The 22,853-nt window shown below is 43.5% G+C and carries 20 protein-coding genes, 2 tRNA genes and 1 pseudogene (1 of these 23 cut by a window edge); 6 read left to right on the top strand and 17 right to left on the bottom strand.

Annotation, left to right across the window (positions count from 1 at the left end):
- Positions 1-30: 30 nt before the first annotated feature.
- The 3 genes from thiI to ezrA form a co-directional block, all read right to left on the bottom strand.
- Positions 31-1,239, bottom strand: a complete 1,209-nt coding sequence (thiI, locus tag IGJ25_RS04260; RefSeq protein WP_081116798.1) for a tRNA uracil 4-sulfurtransferase ThiI — start codon at positions 1,237-1,239, stop codon at positions 31-33.
- A gap of 47 nt (positions 1,240-1,286) precedes the next feature.
- Positions 1,287-2,429, bottom strand: coding sequence for a cysteine desulfurase family protein (locus IGJ25_RS04255; RefSeq protein ID WP_026008148.1), 1,143 nt, complete (start codon positions 2,427-2,429; stop codon positions 1,287-1,289).
- A gap of 186 nt (positions 2,430-2,615) precedes the next feature.
- Entirely contained in the window at positions 2,616-4,337 is a 1,722-nt protein-coding gene (gene ezrA / locus IGJ25_RS04250; protein ID WP_005225145.1) for a septation ring formation regulator EzrA, read from the bottom strand.
- Positions 4,338-4,695: 358 nt separating this feature from the next.
- Between ezrA and IGJ25_RS04245 the strand changes: the two genes are divergently transcribed.
- Complete coding sequence (locus tag IGJ25_RS04245) at positions 4,696-6,045, top strand: aspartate kinase (protein ID WP_081116799.1); 1,350 nt, start codon at positions 4,696-4,698, stop codon at positions 6,043-6,045.
- A 71-nt stretch (positions 6,046-6,116) separates the two neighbouring features.
- On the opposite strand, the gene IGJ25_RS04240 is transcribed toward IGJ25_RS04245, so the two are convergent.
- The 3 genes from IGJ25_RS04240 to IGJ25_RS04230 form a co-directional block, all read right to left on the bottom strand.
- Entirely contained in the window at positions 6,117-6,647 is a 531-nt protein-coding gene (locus tag IGJ25_RS04240) for an HAD family hydrolase (RefSeq protein WP_081116806.1), read from the bottom strand.
- A gap of 99 nt (positions 6,648-6,746) precedes the next feature.
- Positions 6,747-7,607, bottom strand: a complete 861-nt coding sequence (locus IGJ25_RS04235) for a Cof-type HAD-IIB family hydrolase (RefSeq protein ID WP_081116800.1) — start codon at positions 7,605-7,607, stop codon at positions 6,747-6,749.
- A gap of 8 nt (positions 7,608-7,615) precedes the next feature.
- Positions 7,616-8,446 (bottom strand): DUF72 domain-containing protein, encoded by an 831-nt coding sequence (locus tag IGJ25_RS04230; RefSeq protein WP_016610430.1) that lies wholly within the window; start codon positions 8,444-8,446, stop codon positions 7,616-7,618.
- Positions 8,447-8,534: 88 nt separating this feature from the next.
- Between IGJ25_RS04230 and IGJ25_RS04225 the strand changes: the two genes are divergently transcribed.
- Complete coding sequence (locus IGJ25_RS04225; protein ID WP_005225140.1) at positions 8,535-9,503, top strand: asparaginase; 969 nt, start codon at positions 8,535-8,537, stop codon at positions 9,501-9,503.
- A gap of 50 nt (positions 9,504-9,553) precedes the next feature.
- On the opposite strand, the gene IGJ25_RS04220 is transcribed toward IGJ25_RS04225, so the two are convergent.
- The 6 genes and pseudogenes from IGJ25_RS04220 to IGJ25_RS04195 all read right to left on the bottom strand — a co-directional run bounded on the left by IGJ25_RS04220 (position 9,554) and on the right by IGJ25_RS04195 (position 16,308).
- Positions 9,554-10,312 (bottom strand): acyl-ACP thioesterase domain-containing protein, encoded by a 759-nt coding sequence (locus IGJ25_RS04220; RefSeq protein ID WP_081116801.1) that lies wholly within the window; start codon positions 10,310-10,312, stop codon positions 9,554-9,556.
- A gap of 15 nt (positions 10,313-10,327) precedes the next feature.
- Entirely contained in the window at positions 10,328-11,158 is an 831-nt protein-coding gene (locus IGJ25_RS04215) for a fructosamine kinase family protein (protein ID WP_081116802.1), read from the bottom strand.
- A 16-nt stretch (positions 11,159-11,174) separates the two neighbouring features.
- Positions 11,175-11,953 (bottom strand): annotated as a pseudogene (locus IGJ25_RS04210) (tyrosine-protein phosphatase).
- Positions 11,954-12,110: 157 nt separating this feature from the next.
- Entirely contained in the window at positions 12,111-13,499 is a 1,389-nt protein-coding gene (locus IGJ25_RS04205) for an L-cystine transporter (RefSeq protein WP_438779120.1), read from the bottom strand.
- Positions 13,500-13,843: 344 nt separating this feature from the next.
- Complete coding sequence (locus tag IGJ25_RS04200) at positions 13,844-15,172, bottom strand: aminopeptidase C (RefSeq protein WP_005225135.1); 1,329 nt, start codon at positions 15,170-15,172, stop codon at positions 13,844-13,846.
- A gap of 119 nt (positions 15,173-15,291) precedes the next feature.
- Positions 15,292-16,308: an acyltransferase family protein gene (locus IGJ25_RS04195; protein ID WP_081116803.1), complete on the bottom strand. Its 1,017-nt coding sequence runs from the start codon at positions 16,306-16,308 to the stop codon at positions 15,292-15,294.
- Between the two features lie 164 nt (positions 16,309-16,472).
- Between IGJ25_RS04195 and IGJ25_RS04190 the strand changes: the two genes are divergently transcribed.
- Together IGJ25_RS04190 and IGJ25_RS04185 are read left to right on the top strand one after the other, a co-directional pair.
- The gene (locus tag IGJ25_RS04190) at positions 16,473-16,862 is read left to right on the top strand and encodes a GntR family transcriptional regulator (RefSeq protein WP_081116804.1); all 390 of its coding nucleotides are present in this window, start codon (positions 16,473-16,475) and stop codon (positions 16,860-16,862) included.
- On the top strand, positions 16,859-18,247 hold the full coding sequence (locus IGJ25_RS04185) for a hypothetical protein (protein ID WP_225001137.1): 1,389 nt from the start codon (positions 16,859-16,861) through the stop codon (positions 18,245-18,247). Before IGJ25_RS04190 ends, IGJ25_RS04185 begins: the two co-directional genes overlap by 4 nt.
- Positions 18,248-18,362: 115 nt before the next feature.
- Here the strand turns inward: IGJ25_RS04185 and IGJ25_RS04180 are convergent.
- Positions 18,363-18,436: transfer RNA gene (locus tag IGJ25_RS04180), tRNA-Asn, on the bottom strand.
- 194 nt (positions 18,437-18,630) lie between these two features.
- On the opposite strand from IGJ25_RS04180, the gene IGJ25_RS04175 reads away from it, so the two are divergent.
- Positions 18,631-18,703: transfer RNA gene (locus IGJ25_RS04175), tRNA-Thr, on the top strand.
- A gap of 122 nt (positions 18,704-18,825) precedes the next feature.
- Here the strand turns inward: IGJ25_RS04175 and IGJ25_RS04170 are convergent.
- The 3 genes from IGJ25_RS04170 to IGJ25_RS04160 form a co-directional block, all read right to left on the bottom strand.
- Positions 18,826-20,121, bottom strand: coding sequence for an ISL3-like element ISEfa11 family transposase (locus IGJ25_RS04170; RefSeq protein WP_438779119.1), 1,296 nt, complete (start codon positions 20,119-20,121; stop codon positions 18,826-18,828).
- A 200-nt stretch (positions 20,122-20,321) separates the two neighbouring features.
- Complete coding sequence (locus IGJ25_RS04165) at positions 20,322-20,561, bottom strand: hypothetical protein (protein WP_081117386.1); 240 nt, start codon at positions 20,559-20,561, stop codon at positions 20,322-20,324.
- Between the two features lie 637 nt (positions 20,562-21,198).
- Positions 21,199-21,633 (bottom strand): universal stress protein, encoded by a 435-nt coding sequence (locus tag IGJ25_RS04160; RefSeq protein ID WP_005225130.1) that lies wholly within the window; start codon positions 21,631-21,633, stop codon positions 21,199-21,201.
- A 392-nt stretch (positions 21,634-22,025) separates the two neighbouring features.
- Between IGJ25_RS04160 and IGJ25_RS04155 the strand changes: the two genes are divergently transcribed.
- A complete protein-coding gene (locus tag IGJ25_RS04155; protein ID WP_015509034.1) occupies positions 22,026-22,382 on the top strand; it encodes an iron-sulfur cluster biosynthesis family protein in 357 nt (118 codons plus the stop codon).
- A gap of 48 nt (positions 22,383-22,430) precedes the next feature.
- Here the strand turns inward: IGJ25_RS04155 and IGJ25_RS04150 are convergent, their stop codons facing one another.
- On the bottom strand, positions 22,431-22,853 hold the 3' portion of the coding sequence (locus tag IGJ25_RS04150; protein WP_005225128.1) for an HAD hydrolase-like protein. 228 nt of this gene lie beyond the right edge of the window; only the last 423 of its 651 coding nucleotides appear in the window; its start codon lies beyond the right edge, outside the window — the gene reads right to left on this strand; the stop codon is at positions 22,431-22,433.

The raw sequence follows: 22,853 nt of genomic DNA, 5'->3' as shown, positions 1-22,853 counted from the left end.
TGTGGTCGTAGCATTAAAATCGGGGTTTTATTATAAAAATTCAGCGAATTCCGTTGCTGCTTTCTCTTGATTTGCCGTGATTGCTTCCAGTTTCAACCCAGCCATCGCACGTTCCATCATCCCTTCGATATCGAGACGTTCTTCATACTGGTGGACCTTATCCAGTCTTGGGCGCGTCTTTGGTTGAGGAGGTGCAAAGATTGTGCAGCAATCCTCAAACGGCTGAACTGATAATTCAAAGGTATCAATGGCTTCGGCAACTTCAATGATTTCCAATTTGTCCATCGTTGCCACTGGGCGCACGATCGGCGTATTGGTTACTTCATTGATGGCGACCATGCTATGCAAAGTTTGTGAAGCCACTTGTCCTAATGATTCACCATTTAAGATGATCAAGCCATGACGAGCTTCCCGAATCGCATCCGTCAAACGCAGCATCATCCGACGGGTGATGGTCATCCAATAGCCTTGTGGCACACGATTTTTGATTTCTTCTTGAATTTCTGTAAACGGAACTTCGATAAACTGGATGCTTCCCACATAAGGCGCAAGCTTCTTCGTTAAATCTTTGGCTTTTTGCAACGCTTGTTCACTCGTATAAGGAGGACTTGCGAAATGGACCGCTTCGATCTCAACGCCGCGTTTCATGGCAAAGTAGCCTGCAACTGGCGAATCGATACCGCCAGAAAGCATCAACATTCCCTTTCCACTGGTGCCCACTGGCAGCCCAGCGGCTCCTTGGATCGTTTCATAAGACAAATAAGCGCCATCGATCCGTATTTCTACACGCAAATTGATGTCTGGTTTTTTCATTTGGACTTTGATATCAGGAAAACGGTCGATCACCGCATTCCCTAAGGTCAAATTCAACTGGTTGCTATCTTGCACAAACGAATGATCACTGCGCTTGGCTGTGATTTTGAAGGTCTCAATACCCGTATAGATCTCTGCCATGACGTCTTGAACGGCTTTCTTTAATACTTCGATATCTTTTTCGACCCGAATGCTGGGGGAAAAGTTTTGAATCCCAAAGACTTTTTGCAGCTTAGGAATGATCTCTTGGCTGTTTTCACCGTTCAATAGCAAGTGCATGCGATCTCGCTCGGCATGAACTTTGACATGGGGATAATCTGCTAAGGTACGTTTGACGTTTGAAGCTAATTGCATAATAAAACTACGACGATTTTTGCCCTTTGTTGACAGTTCGCCATAACGAACCATGATTTCTGAATAATTCACGAGAAAACTCCTTTGATTTGGATTGATTTTATAGTGGTCTGTCGTGCTTAATTGATTTTCGAAAATTTTTGGTACAACTGGTGGAAGACGATCAGAAACTGCTCGACTTCTGCCATTGTATTGCTCTCATCTAAACTGATACGAACAGCCGATGTTGCTAACTGTTCTGGAACGTGCATCGCATGAAGCGTACTGCTGGCCATCTTTTTACGGGAGGAACAAGCGCTCGTCGTCGAAAGATAGATCTGCTTTTCTTCAAAGGCATGGACTAAGACTTCTCCTCGGATCCCTTTTAATGAAAAACAAAGTATATGCGGCGCAAACCCTTCTGTGCCAGAAAAAAGCGTGACTTTCTCGTACCCAGCCAGTGCTTCTTGCAAATAGCCTTTTAATAATTGAACATGGTTCGGCTTTTCAGCCTTTTGTTCTGTCGCTAAACGTAGGGCTTTTGCCATAGCAACGATTGCTGGTACATTTTCGGTACCGCTGCGCTGGTTTTGCTCTTGCCCACCGCCGGTCATCAATGGCGCCAGCTTACGGCCTTGTTTCCAATAGATAAAGCCTGCGCCACGAGGTCCATGAAATTTATGCGCAGAGAACACGGCAAAATCGACCCGCTCATTGAACCATTGTTCTTGCGGCACCTTTGTGATGGCTTGGACGGCATCCACATGGAAATGGATCGTTGGATGGTCAGCTAGCACAGCTGCGATCTCATGGATCGGTTGGATCGATCCTACCTCATTATTGACCGCCATCACCGAAACCAAAATCGTTTCTTTGCGAATCATGTTTGCTAATTCAGACACGTTGACAAAGCCTTGGGCATCGACAGGCACAACACTGACCTCAAACCCTAACTCGGCTAATTGAGCCGCTGTTTCACTGACGGCAGGGTGTTCAATACTGGAAATAATCAGGTGATTCCCATAGGCTTTTTTCGCTAAAGCAGTCCCTTTGATGACCCAGTTGTCTCCTTCAGTCCCCCCACTGGTAAATGCGATCTCTTTGGAAGAAACGTTTAACAGATCGGCGATCTGTTGACGAGATTGCTGCAGCAGGCGATTGGCTTGGTTTCCTAAATCATGCAGGCTTGAGGGATTGCCGATGATTCGCTGACTGACTTGGACATATGTATTTAAAGCTTGTGGATAAATAGCGGTTGTTGCACTGTTGTCAAAATAGATCAATGATAGGACCCTTTCTCTAAAAAAATTCTTTCCCATTATAACTGCTCTTGGGCTGAGTTTCAAGGTGACTCGCTGGCTTTGGCTTTTTTTAAAGGAAACTTTTCCTTCCTTCGTAAGCGGTACTCATGCAGCGAGCCATTCTTTCCATGAAAAAAGCCAGTCAGTTTTTCACTGCTGGCTTTCGTATTATACTAAGTCGCGGTTATTGAAGTAGAAGTTTTCGATCCGTTTGAAGGCACCTGGTTCTACTCGTTCCAACGCTGTGCCGATTTCATCTAGCGCATCTTGGTAGCGATATTCTTTACTAAACAAGTAAAGTGATTTGTCGATCGCTGCCTTGATATCTGGATGAGAATGACGATAGCGGTTGGCATATTGCATCATTTGTTCAGTCAATGCCGCAGCATCCACTAAGTCTTTTGTTTGTTCATCTAAAAGATCAAGATCTTCTTCACAGACAGAAACCAATTTATTGATTTCTTGCATGTTGATGCGAATCTTGTTCAATTCTTTGCCTAATTCTTCGACACGATCCGTTGCCACGAAGAAGAATTCTAAATACTCGCCTGGCAAACCAGGTAAGCGTTGTTTCTCAACAAACCGTTTCAAGTTGCGTAGACGGAATTCGAAGCTTTCCACTTTTTCTTGTGCAACTTTTTCGCCACGACGTAATTCCGCAAGAGAATCATCGATTTCAACTTGCTGGCTTTCCACATCATCCAAAATCTTGTAGGCATCTTTGTAGAAGCTTTGCACTTCTGAATAAGGAATCTCATGTTTTTCCAATTTCGGTAAGTACTCGTTGTTGCGGCGAGCCAATTCGTCCACTTCGGTTTGGAAGCCGCGGACGCGACCCAATTCATTATGATTCAAAGTATAGCTTTGTGCCGTATGATCCAACTCGATCAACAACTGACGGTTGTTCTTCGTTGCATGGTCAATGTAGTCTTCGATGATCTGACGATTTTTCATGACATATTTCTTGGCATTGATCTCACGTTCCATCACCGTATACAAGGCATCAATATCACTTGCAGTATCACGGCTTGCCACTTCAACGGAAGCGACTTCTGTTTTCGCTAGATCGTTCATGGAGTTTTCAACCCGTTTTTTCACACGATTGATTTCTTCTTGGAAGTTTGCTTCTGGGAACACATATTTTTGTTCTAATAATTTTTTATAACCTTCTTGGATTTCTTTCAACTGATCAGGGAAGGTACGATTTAATTCTTCGTACGCCGCTGGGATCCGTTTCATTAAGTCTTCCACTTCATAGGTGTGTTTTTCCGCTTGGTCTAACACTTCCCGTGCTTCCACAGGATCGCCTGAAGTATTTAAGGTAACAAATTGGGTGAACTCAATTTCAATGTTTTTGATTTGTTTTTGCAGCTCATTGTAGGCAGGACCGAATTCTTCGCCTTGATCCCGCAGCTTCTTCTTCAAGTCTTCGTAAACATCCAGCGCTTTTTGAACTTCCAGTGAATTTCGTTCTTCACTTTCTCGTAATTCTTTCAAGCCTGCGCGAATCTCTTCCACTTGGCGTTCCATCTCGTCCATGGTCGCTTCGGCTTGGACGATCGCCCCTTTTGCTTTAAAAAAGCGGATGCGTTCGTTCAGCTCTTCCACTTCAAAGATTTGACTTTCAAGTTCAGCAAAAGATTTTGTGGAGATATCTGTCCATTGTTGGTTCCACTCACGGAAGGTGTTTTGACTTTGACCAACCAAGTGCATTCTTTTTACTTCATCGACTTCTTCGATCACCGGCAAGTCAAACAGATTTTCTTTGCGTTTTTCCAAGTCATTCAGCTTTTCTTGGTTTTTCTTCCGCATGAAAAAGCCAATTGCATACAAGACCGCTGCGATGATGATGATGGCAATGACAATTCCAAAGATGATATTAGTTCCCATTTTGTGGTTCCTCCAATTTTCAAATATACATGTTTCGTCTAAAACCTGCTGATCAGCAGATTGATTGATAAGTTCGTTGAGTATAAAAAGGACAGATAGTCCCTTTATAAAAAAGCATCTACGCTAGATTATAGCATAAAGAAAAAAATCAAGCATTAGATTGAGGCAAAAAAGATCGACTTTTTTCGCATCGAATAAAATAAATCACGGCTTTTCCAGCGATAATGAAAACAAATCGTGAAATTTACATCAACAAGTGACTTTTTTTCTGATTTTTCCGATTTTTTTCAAGAAACCGCTTGATTTCTCCCTATTGAAACTGTACTCTAGTAAAAAGCTTGAACAGGAGTAATGTCAAATGAAAGTAGCGAAATTCGGAGGCAGTTCCCTTGCCTCAGCCGAACAAGTCGAAAAAGTTGTTGCGATAATTGAAAGTGATCCTAAAAGACGGTTTGTTGTTGTTTCAGCGCCTGGTAAGCGTTCCAGCGACGATCAGAAAGTCACCGATCTGTTACTAGCTGTCTGTACCCGTCTGTGTGCCCAAGGAGAGATCACTGATTTAATAGAAGAAATCTATGCCCGCTATACAGCGATCGCCGCCCCCTTTGGTATCGAACAAGTCCATTTAGATCGCATCTGGCAATCATTGGCGGCTTTTCAAACACTGCCTACCCAAGACAATCCGCATCTTTATGATACAGTCTTGGCAAGCGGCGAAGACAACAACGCCAAATTGATCGCAGGGATTTTACAAAGCCGTGGGTTAGCTGCTCGCTACATGAATCCGCAAGAACTTGGGCTGCTGGTGACGGATGAACCTCAAAACGCCCGTATCTTGAACAAGTCGTACGCCAAGATCGCACAATGGCGCGACAGTCCTGAAATCTTAGTGATTCCTGGCTTCTTTGGTTACACAGAAGCGGGCGAGATCTGTACCTTCTCTCGAGGAGGATCAGATATTTCTGGTGCCATCGTGGCGGCTGGTCTGCAAGTAGAATTGTACGAAAACTTTACCGATGTCGATGGGATTTTTTCTGCTCATCCAGGCTATGTTCATCATCCAGAGTCCATCAAAGAAGTGACCTACCGAGAAATGCGAGAGCTGTCTTATGCAGGCTTTACTGTGTTGCACGATGAGGCGTTGATGCCTTCATACCATGCGAAAATTCCCGTGGTGATCAAAAACACCAATAATCCAAGTCATCCCGGTACCTTGATCACCAACCAGAGAGACAATTTGGATCAGCCCGTGATCGGCGTTGCCAGTGACGAAGGCTTTTGTATGATCTATATCCGCAAATACTTGATGAACCGCGAAGTTGGGTTCACGTTACGGGTCTTAGAGATTTTCCGTGAATTTGATTTAAATTATGAACACATGCCTTCAGGAATCGATGATATCTCGATCATTATGCGCTCCAACCAGTTGAATCCAGTATTGGAAGAAGAATTGCTGCGCAAGATCGCCTACGAGATCGATCCCGATGAACTGCGAATGACCCACGATCTATCCATGGTCGTTGTCGTTGGTGAAGGAATGCGTCAACGAGTCGGGATCACTGCCGACAGTACCGCTGCCCTTGCGCGGAAAAATATCAACTTAGAGATGATCAACCAAGGGTCCTCTGAGGTCAGCATCATGTTCGGTATCCACAAAGAACAAGAAAAAGCCGCTGTCAGAACCCTTTACTACACTTTCTTTGATTAAACCAAACGTGCCAGTTGCACCACTCCTTTTGCTGATAAGCAATCGGAACGGGCAACTGGCACGTTTGGTTTTTATTCTGACGATTCTTGGGCTTGCGCTTGTTTTTGTGCCAATTGGCGGTTGATTTCTGCCTTGATTCGCGGTTCAGGAGCATACCGTTCTTCCCAATCGCTCGGCTTCATGACTTTGTGGGTCTCAGGATCATAATGGGGCTGCCCATCTGGGAAAAGTTTTCCCATGTTGGCGTCATGAACGATAGCCAAGATCGGCGCTGGATCGACCCCTAACAGTGAAAACGAGCCATAGGTAAAATACAGCAGATCACAAAGCGCATCGACTTGTTCTACTAGTGAATCACTGACAGGCTGTTGTTTGGCAGCCAGCTTGGCTTGGGCTTGATCGATCGCTTGATGCAAATGCTCCAGACCTGATTGGAAGGTCTCTTCGTCATTGTTGCTGGCAGCATAAAGGAACTCAACTAATTCTTCAATTTTAAAACCAGCACGAAACTGGGCTTTTTCCGCTGAAAAAGCTTGTGGATATGGCGGTCGCGTTGGATCAAAGGTTTTATGAAACTCTTCCGTCATTTCAAATGGACTCATTTTGCTCGCTTCTTTCTGCTTTTTCTCATGGTTCTGTTTCATGGTTCTGCGCCGTCTTCTACGTTGCTTCATAGATTGGCTACTTGCTTATTTTTTTATTCATTCTCTGCCTTGGGCATCCTCATCAATGATGCCAAAATGGATCAAGGCTTTCTTGATGCCGTCATGATCGTTGGTATCCGTCACAAAGTCAGCACTGGCTTTAGTGATGGGCTGGGCATTGCCCATCGCAACCCCGATCCCCACGCCTTCTAACATTTCCACATCATTAAAATGATCCCCAAATGCCATCGCTTCTTCCATCGCGATCCCTTCATAGGCCAAAAACTCTTTGATGCCTTTGATTTTCGAACCGTTTTTCGGCACGATGTCAACAGAATAGGCATTGGATCGCTTAAAATCACATTGCGGCAGCTTGGACCGTAATTTTTCGCGCTCTGACTCAGGGCTCAGCATAATGCACTGATAGATGGGCTCTCGTAAAATATCCAACGATTCATAGCGCTTGGCGTTGCGATTGGGACTAAAGCGCTGCAAGACTTTCTTTAAAAAACCGACGGGAAATTTTTTCGGTACATAGCGTAAGTAGCGCTGCATGACGGGTGATTGGCTTAAGCGGATCGTTAAGCTACCAGCCACTTGCGTTTCTCCGCCAAACATGACTTGGCGGTAATTTTCATCTGCGTATTCTACGATCGCTTCCAGCGTTTGTTTTGGAAAAGGTTTAGCATAAATCAAGTTTTCCTTCGTGTAGACATATTGGCCGTTATAGGTGATAAACATGTCTAACGACAAGTAATCGATCACCTTCTCTAAATCAACCGGACCACGTCCGGTGGCAATGCCGCAGAGGACGCCATTGGCTTGGGCTTGTTTGATGGCTTCACGGGTACTGGCAAGCGCCTTGCCGTTGCTGGCAATCAGCGTGCCATCAATATCAAAAAAGATTGCTTTTATCATATGACTCCTCAAAATAATTTCAACTGATTAGGATTTAATGCTTCGTAATCGATCTGCAGCGCATCGATCAATGCGCGAGCATTGTCAGCGGCATCACGACCGGCATTATTATTGAAGACCACTGCGACTTCTTTGGCATTGGCTTCGATGGCTTGGACTGCGTGTTTTAACTCCGTTAGTTCGGCTTGGTCATAACGATACAAGGTCCGCAGATTTTTGGCATCTGGTCCTGTCGCTGTCCAGCCGCTGTCGTTGCGTCCATGAAAACGGCACAAGACAAACGCGGGATTGGTCACGGTTGGATCAAGGGGAATGGTGGTCGATAGCTTTTTCGGCTGATCAACAACTACTAAGGAAAACTGCTTTCGCTTCATATAATCGATCATGCCCGGATACAGTTTCGGCTGATACCAGCTGCTGTCTCTCAGCTCGATCGCCACTGGGTAGCCCGCAAACCATTCTCGCACTTGGTCTAAATAGGCGACATTTTCTTTCGTACATTTAAAGCTGTTGGGAAACTGTGCCAATAGGCAAAAGAGTTTGCCTGCTTCTACCATTGGTGCGATCGCTTCTTTATAAAGCTGCAGCGCTTCGGTCATGGTCAACTGATCTGGCAAATCTCCTTGGGTGGTCACACTTTGATGGACTTTCAGCACAAAGCGGAAATTTTCGGGAATCTGGGTCAACCAGTTGCGCACGTCTTTTTCTTTTGGCAAAAAATGATAGGTGGTATCCAGCTCAACTAACGGAAAATAACGGGCATACTCAAATAATTTCGAGTTTTTTCTTTGCACGAGACTGCCATGTTCACTAAATGTGGTACAACCAATTCGAATCATTTTTTCCCATCGCTCCTTGTTTTCTTATTTTAATAGTATACAATAGTTTTGAGTTAAGAGTAAATAAATCATTGCAGGTGATGAAAAAATGAAACGAATTCTCGTGTTGCACACTGGCGGCACCATCGCCATGAAAGAAGATACCCTGACAGGCGGCGTCAGCCCTGATGTCAGCAATCCGCTGATGGATGCACCGATCCACATTGACGACGATGTTGAATTGATCGTCGAAGACATTTTTAATATTCCCAGTCCTCATATGACCCCAAAAGAAATGCTGCAGCTGAAAGAACGTATCCAGCTGGCGCATTTAAGCGGTGTCGATGGGGTCGTGATCACTCACGGAACCGATACGCTGGAAGAAACAGCCTTCTTTTTAGATACCACGATCGGCGGTCAGTTACCGATCGTGGTGACTGGCGCCATGCGCTCAAGTAATGAAATCGGCAGTGACGGGCTTTATAACTTTGAAAGTGCGATTCGGGTGGCGAAATCACCTGATGCCTTAGGAAAAGGCGTCTTAGTCGTGATGAACGATGAAATCCATTCCGCACGTTATGTTACGAAGACCCACACCACCAATATTGCGACATTCCGCACCCCGACATTAGGTCCGATCGGCTTAGTCACAAAGCACCGTATCTTGTTCATGCAAGAGCTGTTAAATAACCGTCATTTGGATGTTGATCGTGTCGATGGTCTGTTTCCGATCGTCAAAGCCTATGCGGGAATGACTGGGGAATTGTTCGATGCTTTAGCCGACTCGCTGATCGATGGACTAGTGATCGAAGCTTTAGGCGCTGGCAATCTGCCGCCGCAGACCATAGAGCCTTTGAAAAAACTGATTGCTAGAAACATTCCAGTCGTCTTAGTTTCTCGCTGCTTCAACGGAGTTGCCGAGCCGGTCTATGACTACTTAGGCGGCGGGATCGAATTGCAAGCTCTTGGGGTGATTTTCTGCAATAGCATCAATAGCCAAAAAGCCCGCATCAAATTGCTGATAGCGAAAAACCGTGGGTTGACCATGGATGAACTGCCTGATTTCATGGAGAATTAACCAAACAAAAACCCTTTTGCCGTTCCGCTAATGGAGGCAAAAGGGTTGTTTTATTTTTCTCGCCAAGTAAAGATGGCTTCGCAGTAAGTATCCTCACCGATCTTGATCTCGTGGATCGTTTGCAGCGGCACAGCCTCGCCGGCTTCATCGACTGTCTTCTCATTGATTTGAAAATGGCTTTCGATCAAATGGCCGTAAGCCACTTCCCGATCAAAACGGATCGTCACTTGTGTCACTTCATGTTTTGTTAAAAACTCATAGCCTAAGACGTCCATCAGCCAATTGAAATACATGGCATTGTTGACATGCTGATTGCTATCAATATCGTAGAAACGCACCCGATACGGCAAAAATTGTCCTTGCGTGATAGGGGTGATCTTCGGATAGCGTTTGATTCGCTTGATTTTTTCACTGCCAAAAGGCGCCACGATCTCATCTGATACACTGCTGACTTTGCGCGTCTCAGGGTCCATCAACGCAAAAACCGCCTCGATTTTGACCAGTTCCGTTCCATCTTCTGCCAATAACCAAAAGTAACGGTAGCAGAAAAATTTATTGTATTCTCTCGCCTGGGTCGCCACTTGGATCTGCTCCCCTACGCGCGGCAAACGAGTCACCGTTATGTGATAGCTGGTGATGATCCAGGTCAAGCCATAACTAGTGATGACTTCTGGTCCGCGGTTTAACGCCGCACTTTGTTCTTCTGATGTCTTGATGGCGATGCCTAGCATGGCCGGAAACGTCATCGTTTGGTTGACATCACATTCATAATACGCCACTTCATGCGTGGTTTGATACTTTGCTGCCATAGTTCTAATTGCCTCCTAAAAACGACTCAATATTTCATCGACAGTTGGTCCATAGCTTTCGCCAAATTGATTCAAATGGACCAATAAATAATACAATTGATACACTGGCAGTCGCTCTTGCCAATCCTCATCTAATGGATAGACTTCTTGATAGCCTTCCAAAAATTCCTGACGAAAACCACCGAAGAGCTGGGACATCGCAATATCCATTTCTCGATCCCCATAAGTGACTGCTGGATCAAGAAACACTGGTTCTCCTTGTTGATCAAACAGCACATTCCCCCGCCAAAAATCACCGTGTAATAAAGCAGGTGTGACGCTGCGATCACGCCAATTCTCATGCAAAAATTCTTTCAAACGCAGATAAGCGGCTTCCCGTTTGGCATGCCAGCGATTACCCAGCTTCGCTAATTCGACTTGCACATCCAAACGGCAGACTGTATAAAAATCAAGCCAATCGGTGGTTTTCGGATTGACTTGCGGCAAAAAGCCGATGTAATTGTCTTCGTAAAACCCAAAAGACTCCTGCGTCTGCTGATGAAGCCGAGCTAAGCTTTGACCTAAGCGTCGCTGCTGTCCTTCCCCACCATCGATCCATTCCATCAATAAAAATGCCCTCTCTTCAGTCTGACCGAGATGTTCGATTTTTGGCACCCGCACGAAAGGGGCTAATTCAGCTAAGCCGTTGATCTCTGCTTGAAAGAACACCGATGAAACATGAGGATGGGTCTTTAAAAAATAGCGATTTTCTGCTGTAGTGAAACGATACGTTTGATTGACATCCCCACCACTGATGGGCGTCAGCGAGCCGGTCATCCCGATTGCTGCGAACAATGCTTCCTCCATACGGATCTCCCTTTCTTTACTCAGTCAGTTGGGCATTCAAATACGCTTGCTCTTCTTTCGTCAGCCCTGGTCCCTGCAGGAGATACTGATCGACCGAACCGAAGTGCTGATCGATCGCAGCCAAGCTTTCATCAAGAAAACTCTCTTTGGCACTCATCAAAACCGTAATCGCCGTTAACAGCTCTTGCGGCAAATGCTGGGTCATTGGGGCAAATTTTTCTTTTAGCATTGGGGCTAAATAGCGATTGGTCGCTAAATAATCTTCTTTGATCGTCGCTGGTGCCACAGCCAACACATGCAGCAATAAAAAGGCGCCAAAGCCTGTGCGATCTTTGCCGGCGGTACAGTGGAACAAGGTTGCTCCTTCGCCTTCCGCATTGTCGATCACATGATCAAAGAACTGCCGATATTGTTGGCGGGCATAGTCGCTTTCAACAAAGTGACGGTAGACTTTTTTCATCTGCTCTTCGGCATCTTCCCCATCTTCAAGCGCTGCTTCAAGCTTTCTGGCGACAAGGAAACCATCGTTTCGTCTTCTTTGAAAATAGGTAAAAAAAGCTGCTTTGCTGTGGCGATCGGTCGATCAGGTTGTGCATTGGCTTCAGCGATGGAGCGAAAATCAATGACCTGATTGACCCCATAGTTTGCCAGTACTGCTTGATCTGAAGCAGTCAATTCATTGATCGCCGCACTGCGGATCAATTTTTTTCGTTTGATCGTCGTGCCGTTTGTCGTTTGATAGCCGCCAAGTTCTCTGACGTTTGCTGCTCGTTCTAGTTGAATCAATTGTGTCATTGCTTATCCCTCCCGCGATGTTCTAGTTAAAAGTATAGCAGAAACTTCGCTATTAAGGGCACTGAAACCTAGATTTTTCTATGAGCTGAGCTTTAACGGACAAAAAAAGAAAGACCACACGCAGTCTTTCTTTGCTTTCGCTTGTTACAAAACGTTTCTATTCGGCTTCGATCACGGCGGCGGAATCATCTAAGATCGAACGATCCAGTTCGTTGATACGACTACTGGTCACCATTCCTGCAACCATACTGTCGCTGACATTAACGAGTGTCCGTGCCATATCGATCAATGGTTCAACAGAAATAACTAAGCCTACGATGGCGATCGGCAAGTTCATTGAGCCTAAGACGATCAATGAAGCAAAGGTTGCGCCACCGCCGACACCAGCAACACCGAATGAGCTGATCGTAACTACTGCAACTAGCAGCAGGATAAACTGCCAATCAAAGACATTGATCCCAACCGTTGGTGCAACGATCGTTGCCAACATCGCTGGATATACACCCGCACAGCCGTTTTGACCAATCGATAACCCAAAGCTGCCTGCAAAGTTAGCCGTGGCTTCATCAACACCTAACGCTTTGGTTTGGGTTTCGATGTTCAATGGCAAGGCTCCCGCACTTGAACGAGAAGTAAAGGCAAAGCTCAAGACTGGAAAAGCCTTTTTGAAATACGTTACTGGATTGACCCGAACAGCGATCAGCAATAATGAATGAACAAGTAAGACCAAAATCAAAGCCGCATAAGAGGCGATGATAAATTTGCCTAAGTTCAAGATGGCTTCAAAATCACTTGAAGCTAATACGTTTGTCATCAATGCCAAAACGCCATAAGGTGTTAGGCGCAAAACTAACGTGACGATACGCATCACGATTTTATATAAGCTGTCCATCAAATTCGCAAAAGTTTCCGCTTCTTTCGGTGATTTACGTTTGACACCAAGAAAGGCGATCCCCACAAAGGCTGAGAAAATCACGACCCCGATCGTACTTGTCGAACGAGTACCCGCAAAGTCGGCGAAGACATTGCTTGGGATGAAGGAAACGATTTGTTGTGGGATCGATAGGTCTTGGACTTGTGTCGAACGTTCCGCTAATTCTGCGATCCGCGCTGTTTCCGTTGCCCCTTCGGTAAAGCTGGCACCGTCAAGACCAAAGACCATGACCATCACGATCCCGATCAAGGCAGCGATCGCCGTTGTCCCTAGCAAAGTCGCAAGAACCGTAAAACTGATCTTCTTGATTTTTTCGCTTTCTTTCATCTTGGTGAAAGCACCAACGATCGAAACGAAGATCAAGGGCATGATCAGCATTTGCAAGAGAGCTACATAGCCGCTACCGACCATCGTGATCCAGTCAAGAGCTTGCGTGACAACTTCAGAGCCTGTCCCAAAAATCAGCTGCAGCACGCCACCAAAAACGATCCCGACGAACAACGCCGCAAAGACCCGCGTAGAAAACTTCACGTGACGCTTTTGCAATAAGTAGAACCCATAAATAAGGGCAGCAAAAAGTAGAACAACAATAATAGTTAACAGATTTGTCATTTGAATCCTCCTTTTGTTCAATAAACATGACAAAGTCTGTCAGAGGAAGTAAAGGTTCCCAGTGACCATTCTTCAACAGTTCACTCTAATGAGACGTGTGGCATCATTAGTGACTATTCCATTTTAAAGAAGTTTGCTTCATCTTACAATAAATAAGTTCCCACTTTTCTGGGATGGTACCGCTTTTTTGTCAGAAAATAAAAAAAGAACCGATGCCGCAACCCCACACTGTTAGGATTTCTACTTTCCTAACGGTTGGATTGCGGCAACTGGTTCGTTATTTTTCATTTCGTCTTTTTGAAAAATTTCAGAGAATCTTCAGGCAATCATTAGAAATTGCTGTCTTACGCTAAAGCACCCATTGGGTCCCAAGGTGCTAAGACTGTTGGTTCTGCTTCAAAGGCAGCCAATTGTTCTGCTGTCAGGAACTCTTTGCGAACCACGATTTGATAGGTGTATTCATCCATCCACGCATCGCTCATAACGAAGAAGCCATTCGTTCCGACTTTTTCACCCCAGCTGTTTTCGACTTTCCATTTGGTTGATTCGCCGTCGATCAAGTCAACGCCAGTCAAGACCATCGCGTGGGTCATTAAGCTTTCGCCAAAATCTAAGCGTTCTGCTTTGGTCATCGTAAAGTCGATGTCAAATAGGTCGTTGATATCATACGCATCTAATGCCATGATCCCAGTATCTCTGGTAGAAGATTGACCGACATCACAACCGAACCACACGGACTCCCCTTGTTCCAATTGAGCGATCGCTAATTTTTTGAAGGTCGGCATATCGACGTTCAAGTATTTGACTTCTTTGCCGCCAACCACGTTGCCTAGCATTTCTACGGTATACGATTGATTGTAAGGCTTGTCGGCAGTTGGTGCGTTGATGATGCTGACATAATCATCAAGGTCCACCCCGACATATTTTTCATAAAAGCTTTGTGGTGTTAAGTTGCGATCAATGTGATAGTTTTTGTCTTCATCACGGTATTCAAAATCAAAGGTTTCTGGCGGTGTGCCTAAAGAAGTCGCTAAGAAACGATAAATGTCTTCCAACATCGCTTCTTTGGCTGTTTGGATGTCTTCAGCTGTTTTGCCTTCAGCCACTAGCTGACGCAAAGCAACCGCATCTTTACGCAGTTTTTTGTTCAAGTAATTGTTTAGGTCACGAGAATTGGAAGAGTTGCTGCTTTCTGGCATGACCGTTTTTGGTACGACACCATATTTTTGGAAAATCGAAACGATCATGTCCCATTGCCCACCATCTTGTTGTGGGGTTTGCAATAAGAAAGCAACTTTGCGACTTGTTAAAGGCTCGTTAGCAGTTGCTAAAATATTTTCATAGAAATAGTTGGCTTTTTCGTATTTGTCCCAAAAGAAGGTATGGTTTTGCGACAATTCAAATTCTTTTAAATTGAAATCATTCAGCATCTTATGACGGAATGTATTCAATGCGGCAAACATCCAGCAGCGGCCTGATTGTTTTTGGTTTGAGACTTTCCCGGTTGTCACATCAACTGAAAAAACTGGCACATTGTTGACTTTTGCTGACACGTTTTCAGCAGAAGCGGTGATCCCATTTTTCACAACACTCCGTTGCAGTGCCGTTTGTTTATTATTGTCTTGATACGCTTGCGCAAAGGCAGCGGTGGTCTTTTTTGAAATTTCTGACATATTTCTTCATCCTTTCACTTTCCGTTCCTTCCATTTTACGCCTCTGCCTCTCAAATAACAACCGCTCCTAGAAAAATGAAAGGATCATCTTTCTAAGAGCGGTTGCTCGTATCAAGGATTTAAAGAGTTAGCATCAAAAGCAAAAAGCCAAGTAAAACAAAGGATAGTCCTCGTTCAAATCGTGCATAAAGGAAGCGGATCGGACGACTAGCTAGCAAGATCGTCAGTAAAACACTGGCTAACACCAACGTCACAAAGCCTAATACCGACAGGTTCAAGTCGGTGATCGCTAATGCCCGCAAGCTCTTGATGAAGATCCCCTGTAAAAGATAGACCAGCAGGGTGTTTTTGCCCCACTTCGTAAAAAAGAGGTGCTCTCTAGGCACGAGGCTCAGAAAGCCGATGATCCCCATCAGCCCGATCACGAAAAAGACCGCACGCAAGGGACCGCCGAACAACGGATAGCTCAAGTAATCGTCATAAGGCTTGGAACCAAAAACCATGTACTTGTTCATCCCATGAAAAAACGCGATAAAGGTGTAGATGATCGGTAAGAAAAGCAAACTGATAGTCCGAATCTTTGGTTTCAATAAAAAGCGCATCTCATTTTTGGGAAAATAAAACCCGATGATGAAAAACGGCAAAAAGACAAAGGTCCGCTGCAAGGTCAACACTTGATTTAAAAATGGCACGTAGCCAGCGAAGATACTCAAGCCGATACTCAGCAAGATCGCCTGCTTTTTGGACATTTTTTGAAAGACCAGCAAGGAGAGCTGCCAAAAGAACATGCTAAGCAAAAACCAAAGTGCCCATTGCGGATTCAACAGTTGGATTTTTAACGACTCCCGTAGACCGATCAACCAGTAATAGACGGTGTAAAACACCTGAAAAAAGACATAAGGCAGCAAGAACTTTTTCATCAGCTCACGAAGCTTGTGTCCCTTCGTCAGCGGTTTGGCAAAGTACCCAGCCAGAAAAACAAAAGCTGGCATATGGAAAGTGAAGATAAAATAATATAGGTCATGATAAAACTTCTGATCGCCGATAAAAGGCTGTAGTAAGTGACTGAAGACGACCAAGATCATCAGTAAAAATTTTGCATTATCAAAGTAAGCCGTTCTTTGCGATTGGCTCATAAAAAGTTCCTCCTCTAAGTTGTATCTGTCAAAGGATACCTGATCCATGAAACAGAACTGTAACAAGCTATTTACTTTTTCCTAACGATTCTTGTTCATTTGATTACTAGTTGCCATTTTGTATGTTTTGTATTAATATATATAATACAAAGGAGCTGTTTTCGATGATATTTGATATTCAAACCCAAAGCAACCAACCGATCTACCAGCAGTTGCGGGAACAGATCATTGTCGGTATCGCAAAAGGCGATTTATCCGCTGGCGAATTGCTACCATCCGTCCGTCAATTAGCCGAAGAGATCGGCATTAATACCATGACGATCTCAAAAGCCTACAATTCCCTCAAAGAAGAAGGCTTGTTAGTCACGGATCGCCGCAAAGGAACCGCCGTTGCCGCGCCACCACCGTTTACTTCTGGACAAGAAGCGGAGTATCGTCAAAACTTGCAACTGCAGCTAGCAACCGCTCTCTTACACGGCAAAAGCAAGCAAACGCTTTTAATGGATTTTCAACAACTGCTGGACCAATTTCCTGAAAGGAATGAATGCAAATGACCTATCTTTTTTTCATTATTGCTCTTGTCCTCTGCGGGACGACCGCCTTTGGTTTACGCTTGATCAGTAAACCCCACAAAAATGTTTTACTCGAAAATACCCTTGCCCCTGAGCATCTGGATGATCCTAGCGTCCACAGCTTGATCACAGAATTTCGCAAGCGTATCTTACAAATCGTTGGTACATTTAGTGTAGCAAGTCTCCTTTTTTTGTTCAATTTATCTGACTCCATCATCCTTACCCTGTTCTGGCTTTATATGGCCGCTTTGCTGGGGACAGCTTACCTGGTGCAAGTGCATTACATCGGGAAAATGCGGCAATTGATCCTTACCAATGGATGGGAACTACCCATCGATCCGATTCGGATCGATACAAAACTCGTTCAAGCCAAAAATAAACGGATGCTGCCGTGGTATAGCCTCGTTCCTGCGGGGATTTTGTTGATGATCAGTTTGTACCAAGCATGGCATTTGCCTGATCTTTCTACAGGATACTTGATGGGCGGCGTCTCCTTAGCAATTTTTGCGCTGTTCGTCTATCTCTGGGTGATCATCAGCCGCTTACCCGTTCGCGGGATCAGCGGCAATTCAACTATCGATCAACACATCAATGATTTAACAAAGCGCTATTGGTCCTTAATGATCGCCGTGACTTGCACCATTACGCTGCTCTTGTTGACTGTCCCGCTGGCGTCCATGTCCGCTACCGGAGCATTAAGTACTATCCTCTTAGTGCTCTTTATTGTTTTGGTGGTTTTCTTGATCGTCTTTACCTTCTTCTTATTGCTTGATCTGCGTAAAAAACAAGATCAGCTCTTAGAACCAGCAGCACAACCGCGCTATTATGGCGAAGATGCTTACTGGCGATATGGTTTTTACATCAATCCTAATGATGCGCGTCTGTTCGTTCCTGACCGTGTTGGGATGAATATCGGCATCAATTTAGGCAAACGCAGCGGACAAATCGTCGCAGGCATCACCGCTGTCTTCTTACTTGTGTTAATGATCGGGACCATCATTCCGATGTATCGCTTAGATTTTACTGCTGATGCGATCACTGGTGAAGTGCAAGGACAAGAAGTCACCTTCGATGCACCAATGACCGGGAAAACTACGGTCTCTTTGGCAGATATAGAGACAGTGGAATTGATCGAAACATTGCCGTCTCCTCGTGTTCGTACCATGGGTGTAGGAACCGCCAGTTACCAAATCGGTCAGTTTACCGTTGCCGGCGAACCTGCCAGAATGTTTGTCGACACGAAGGTGACGCCCATTTTAAAAGTCACTACTAACGATGGCCCAACAGTTTTTTACACAAATAAAAAAGCCGCCGAAACGACGGATTTATACGAGGAACTATTACAGAAGATTTCCTCAGCGGAGTGAGTGTTCTGGAGAAAAAACTGGGGAACCCATTATCCCCAGGCTATCCACAACCAACAAAAGAACGGACTCTTTCCAACAAAAAAACGACCTTCCGAAACGAAGGTCGTTTTTGATACTCCGGCAGTAGGACTCGAACCTACGACATCATGATTAACAGTCATGCGCTACTACCAACTGAGCTATGCCGGAAGAATCTATCTGTACTATACCAAATAGTCAGATAATTTAGCAAGAGCAAAAATCAATTTTTTGATCCTTTTTTTCAAGAAAATCCCCTTTTTGAAACTTCCCTTCCCGCAAAGCGTTTTTCTCAAGAAATATCCGAAAATCTCATTGACAAAGTAGCGCCTTTACGGTATTCTATATCTTGTGTTAAATAACACGCCGCTTTAGCTCAGTTGGTAGAGCGCATCCATGGTAAGGATGAGGTCGACGGTTCAAGCCCGTCAAGTGGCTTTGGTAGGACAACGTTTGTCGGACGTTGTCTTTTTTTTGGGCTCTTTGTCAATAAGGACTGATGAGTTGTGTAAAATCAAATCTGGGTCAGAATGAACCACATTCTGGCTCAGATTTTTTTGTTATCTTACATTGATTAATTGATTGATCAAAAAGATTCTAATTCTCATGTTCTCGAATGATTTAAATCCGTAGGATACTCGTTTCATTGTCTTTATGTGGGTATTCTTCGCTTCTATTTTTCCATTGGAATAAGGATAGATCATTGCGTTGGTGATGCCTTCTTCATGGGTAAGAAGGTTTTGAAGCTTTTCTCGAAAGCCGTCATCTAACGTTTCGGGAAGTTCTGCCAATAAGGAGAAAAATAAGTCAGGGTCTTTGTCTCGAAAGGCTTCAACTAATTCATGAAAAAAGCGATACGCCTCCTTTAGGGGCGCAGAAAACTCAAGCAATCGATCAATCATCATTGCTTCAGTAAGAAATGGGTATTTTGGCGCTCGGAAACTTTTCCATGTTTTGTATTCATAATGGTTGATGTTTGCACGATTTTTTAGCAAAAAGCGCCAGTTCTTTTTCAGTTTTTCTGCTTGGCTTTTCTGTCCTGCTTTACGAAGTTCATTCATTTCACGGATACGCAACTCATTGAACGCTTGATTCATGTGTTTGACAATATGAAACCGATCAATCACTACTTTCGCATTTGGCAGAACACGTTTGGTGAGCTGGAAGTAGGCGGCGTTCATGTCTGTCACCAAGAATTCTACTTCTTCCGGATTGGTACAACCTGAGAAATAGCTTGTTAATCGGGGTAATTTACGCGTAGGCAAAACATCTATTAATTTTCCTGTTTCGCCATCTGCGCAAATAAAGCTCATTTTATCTTCTATGGAAGCATGCGAACGAAATTCATCAACCATCAATACTCTTGGGAGAATCTTCTTAGATTGTTTTGGCAAATAGCTTTTAAACTCTTTCAATGTACGAATAACGGTGGTCAAAGATACCTGACAGCTTTTCGCAATAAAAGATAAAGATACTTTTTCAGTCAGTAAAGAAGCAATTTTATATCTCACATGATTTGCGATTGAATGTCTGGGTTGGACAAAATAACTTTGAGCCGTCCAATGGGTTCGGCAGTTTTTACAGGTATAGCGCTGCTTTTTTAGGCGCATAACCAAAGGCATATGATTGTATTGTTCAAAACGGACAATCATTTCCTTCTTCCCATTTTTCACTATAATTGCTTTCCCGTTTCCATCTACCACAGTAGAACCACAACTTCTACAAGCACGAGGAGTAGGCGAGAGAACAGCATCGACGACCAACGTCTTTTTCTTCTGAAGGGTCTCGTAAGAGACCTCTGTAATCATCAAATCTTTCTCTATTATTCTCAGCATTTTTTTGATAGAATCATTCATATAGCATATCGTCCTCTCAGTTGTTTATTTTGTGGTGATTTAATCATACTAGAGAACGATATGTTTTTTAATACCTAAAATGAAAATGGGGCTGAAGAATCAATTCTGATTCATCAGTCCCATAAATTGTAGAGCCTTTTTTTGTGCATCTAATTCCCAAAGTATAGCGATAATTTCTGAACTTAATCATTCGTACGCCCCTAATTTCCTGCGATATACAAAAGAAATAAGATCGTAAAACCCAATAGTAGGACCGATACAACTGCTTTCACTATCCTCGCTGTATCTTTAAATTTAAACAAGAGCGTATATAGATTAATAAAGTAAATGATCGACAGGGCTGCTTCTTGCGAATATTCTTTCACTTGGATCAAGCCTAGCCATATAATCAGCAAAAGAATCGAAAAAACAACCAAATCGTTTTCTGCAACACGCTTCATTTCATTCTCCTTTTTTATTGTTTAAAATTGATATAACAAGATTTATTCCAACATCCTCTCAATGTCCCTCATTATTTGAACAAGAATCTGAAATACAAGGTTTAATTCCGCAAGTCAAACTTGAACAATTACCACGGGGTGAAGCTTCAATTCAATTTAACCAATTCATTTCAAATGCCTTCTTTCTATTTAATTATGAAAAGTATAATAGTAGGCAGAAAAATAATTACTATAAAAATAACAAACATGATCATTAAAATTTTAAAAATCTTTTACATCATTTATTTCTCCTTTCCAACAATATTCGATTGTATTCTGCTGCATTCTGTAAAGTCGATAAATTATCAGCCCCTCTCTCCAATACTTTTCCTACAGCCTTTGCTTATTAAAAGTGTAACAAACTATTTCTTCTAATAGTCAATTTTTATCAATTTAAATAAATATTTTTTATAAAACAAACAAAACGAATTTTCCAATCGGTGCTCACAGCTCAATTTTAGACACATCTTTTTTACCACAAAAAATCCGCTCTCCTAAAGCTAAGAGAGCGGGTTTTTCAACTAACTGAATTTTTTTGAAAGGAGATGCATGATGCTGGCTTAAAAAATAACATATTCTTTCCGTTTAATTTAAATTTTTACTTCACGACCAACACCGTACATTTCGAATGATTGACGACATAATCGGTGGTTGAGCCTACGACAGCTCGGGTCAATGTACCTTTACCAGTTGCACCGATAATGATCAAATCAATCGGGTACAATTCTGTTGCTGCATGAATGATAAAGCGTTTTGGATCGCCGACTTCAACGATCACCTCAACATCTTCTACCCCATGCTGATTGGCATCATAGATTTTTTTCAACATGTCCGTTTCCACACGCAATTTTTCTTGGTCAAAAATTTTTGCAAAAGCATAGGCACTTGTGGATAACTCAGCATTGTTGATAACAGAGAGGACATACAATTTGGCTTTGTTCATACGACAAATCGCGAGTGCTTCTTGGAACGCTTTTTCTGACTGATCCGACCCATCCAAGGCAACAAGTACATTTTGACAATTACGTAACATCCAAATCGCCTCCTTTTCTTTATTTTACCACAAAAAATGGAAGCGTTACAAAAAAGGACAAGGTCTACTCTTAAGAGACCTAAAACTTCCTTTAAGATTTGTGAAGTTCCTTACTTGTCTCCGTGATTATGCAGTAAAATAAAGAGAAGAATGATTCGAGGTGAAAGAAATGCGCTCTTTTTTCCAGGCTGCGGTCACTGTGCTCTTGTACTTAGGGCTTTTCTTGCTGATAATCGGTATTATCGCCTTTTTCTTGCTAAAACTTTAAGCTTGGTTTGTTGAAAAGCAAGTTGCTGTCACATCCCTAAGAGGAGTGATACACTTGGTTTATCAACAATTATCGAAACGAAACAGCTTGCTGCTCACTCGTTTCAAAAAGGAGATCATGCAAAATGGACTTACATATTACCCCTACTGCCGCTGCTCGCTTTCCAGAAGGACACGACTTATATATTTTGACGAGTAATGACGGATCGAACCAATTTTCTTCAGCAGCTGGATGCTGTATGATCGGCGAACGTTTTTTGATCACACCGATCGACGAACCGTTAGACCCATACAATGAGTTAGTCTCAAGCAATCAGTTTACTTTCTTTACATCAACCTATGATCAAATGTTCTTGACTGGTCATCTGATTCTAGATGTTCACCCAACTTCAGGAACTTTGATTTTGAAAAACGAAAGCGGCTATTTGGATACCAATCTTTTATTGGAATCCTCTCCACAGTTGAAACAAACGAATGCGTAACTAAAGAGCTGACAAACGCCTTGTAAGGTGCTTGTCAGCTCTTTTTCTCTATAATGAATCTGGAATCAACGCTAAGAGTTCTTGTGTCTCAGCGGCTAAAGCGATCGCACCAGCATCAAGCAATTCTTCTTTTGACCCAAACCCATATAAAACGCCGATTGCCGGTAACTGGTTTTCTTTTGCCCCTAAAATATCATGCTCACGGTCGCCGATCATGATGGTTTGCTGCGCTTTTTGCTCCTTTTCGATCTCAGTTAACGCGTAGCGGATAACGGCCGCTTTTTCCCCACGTTTATTCTCAAGATCCGCCCCATAGATTCCTTTGAAATAGCCATCATACTTGAGATGGGTCAGGATCTCTTTTGCAAAAACTTCTGGTTTCGACGTAGCGATATACAAATCGTGATCCTGCGCCAGCTCCTGCAATGTTTCTTCGATCAACGGATATGGTTGGACTTGAAACATGCCCGC

Origin of the sequence: Enterococcus sp. DIV0240d, assembly GCF_051711245.1 — a bacterium.
GTDB lineage: Bacteria > Bacillota > Bacilli > Lactobacillales > Enterococcaceae > Enterococcus_D > Enterococcus_D casseliflavus.
The sequence above is the reverse complement of the archived record's forward strand: the minus strand, read 5'-3'. Positions and strand labels throughout refer to the sequence as shown.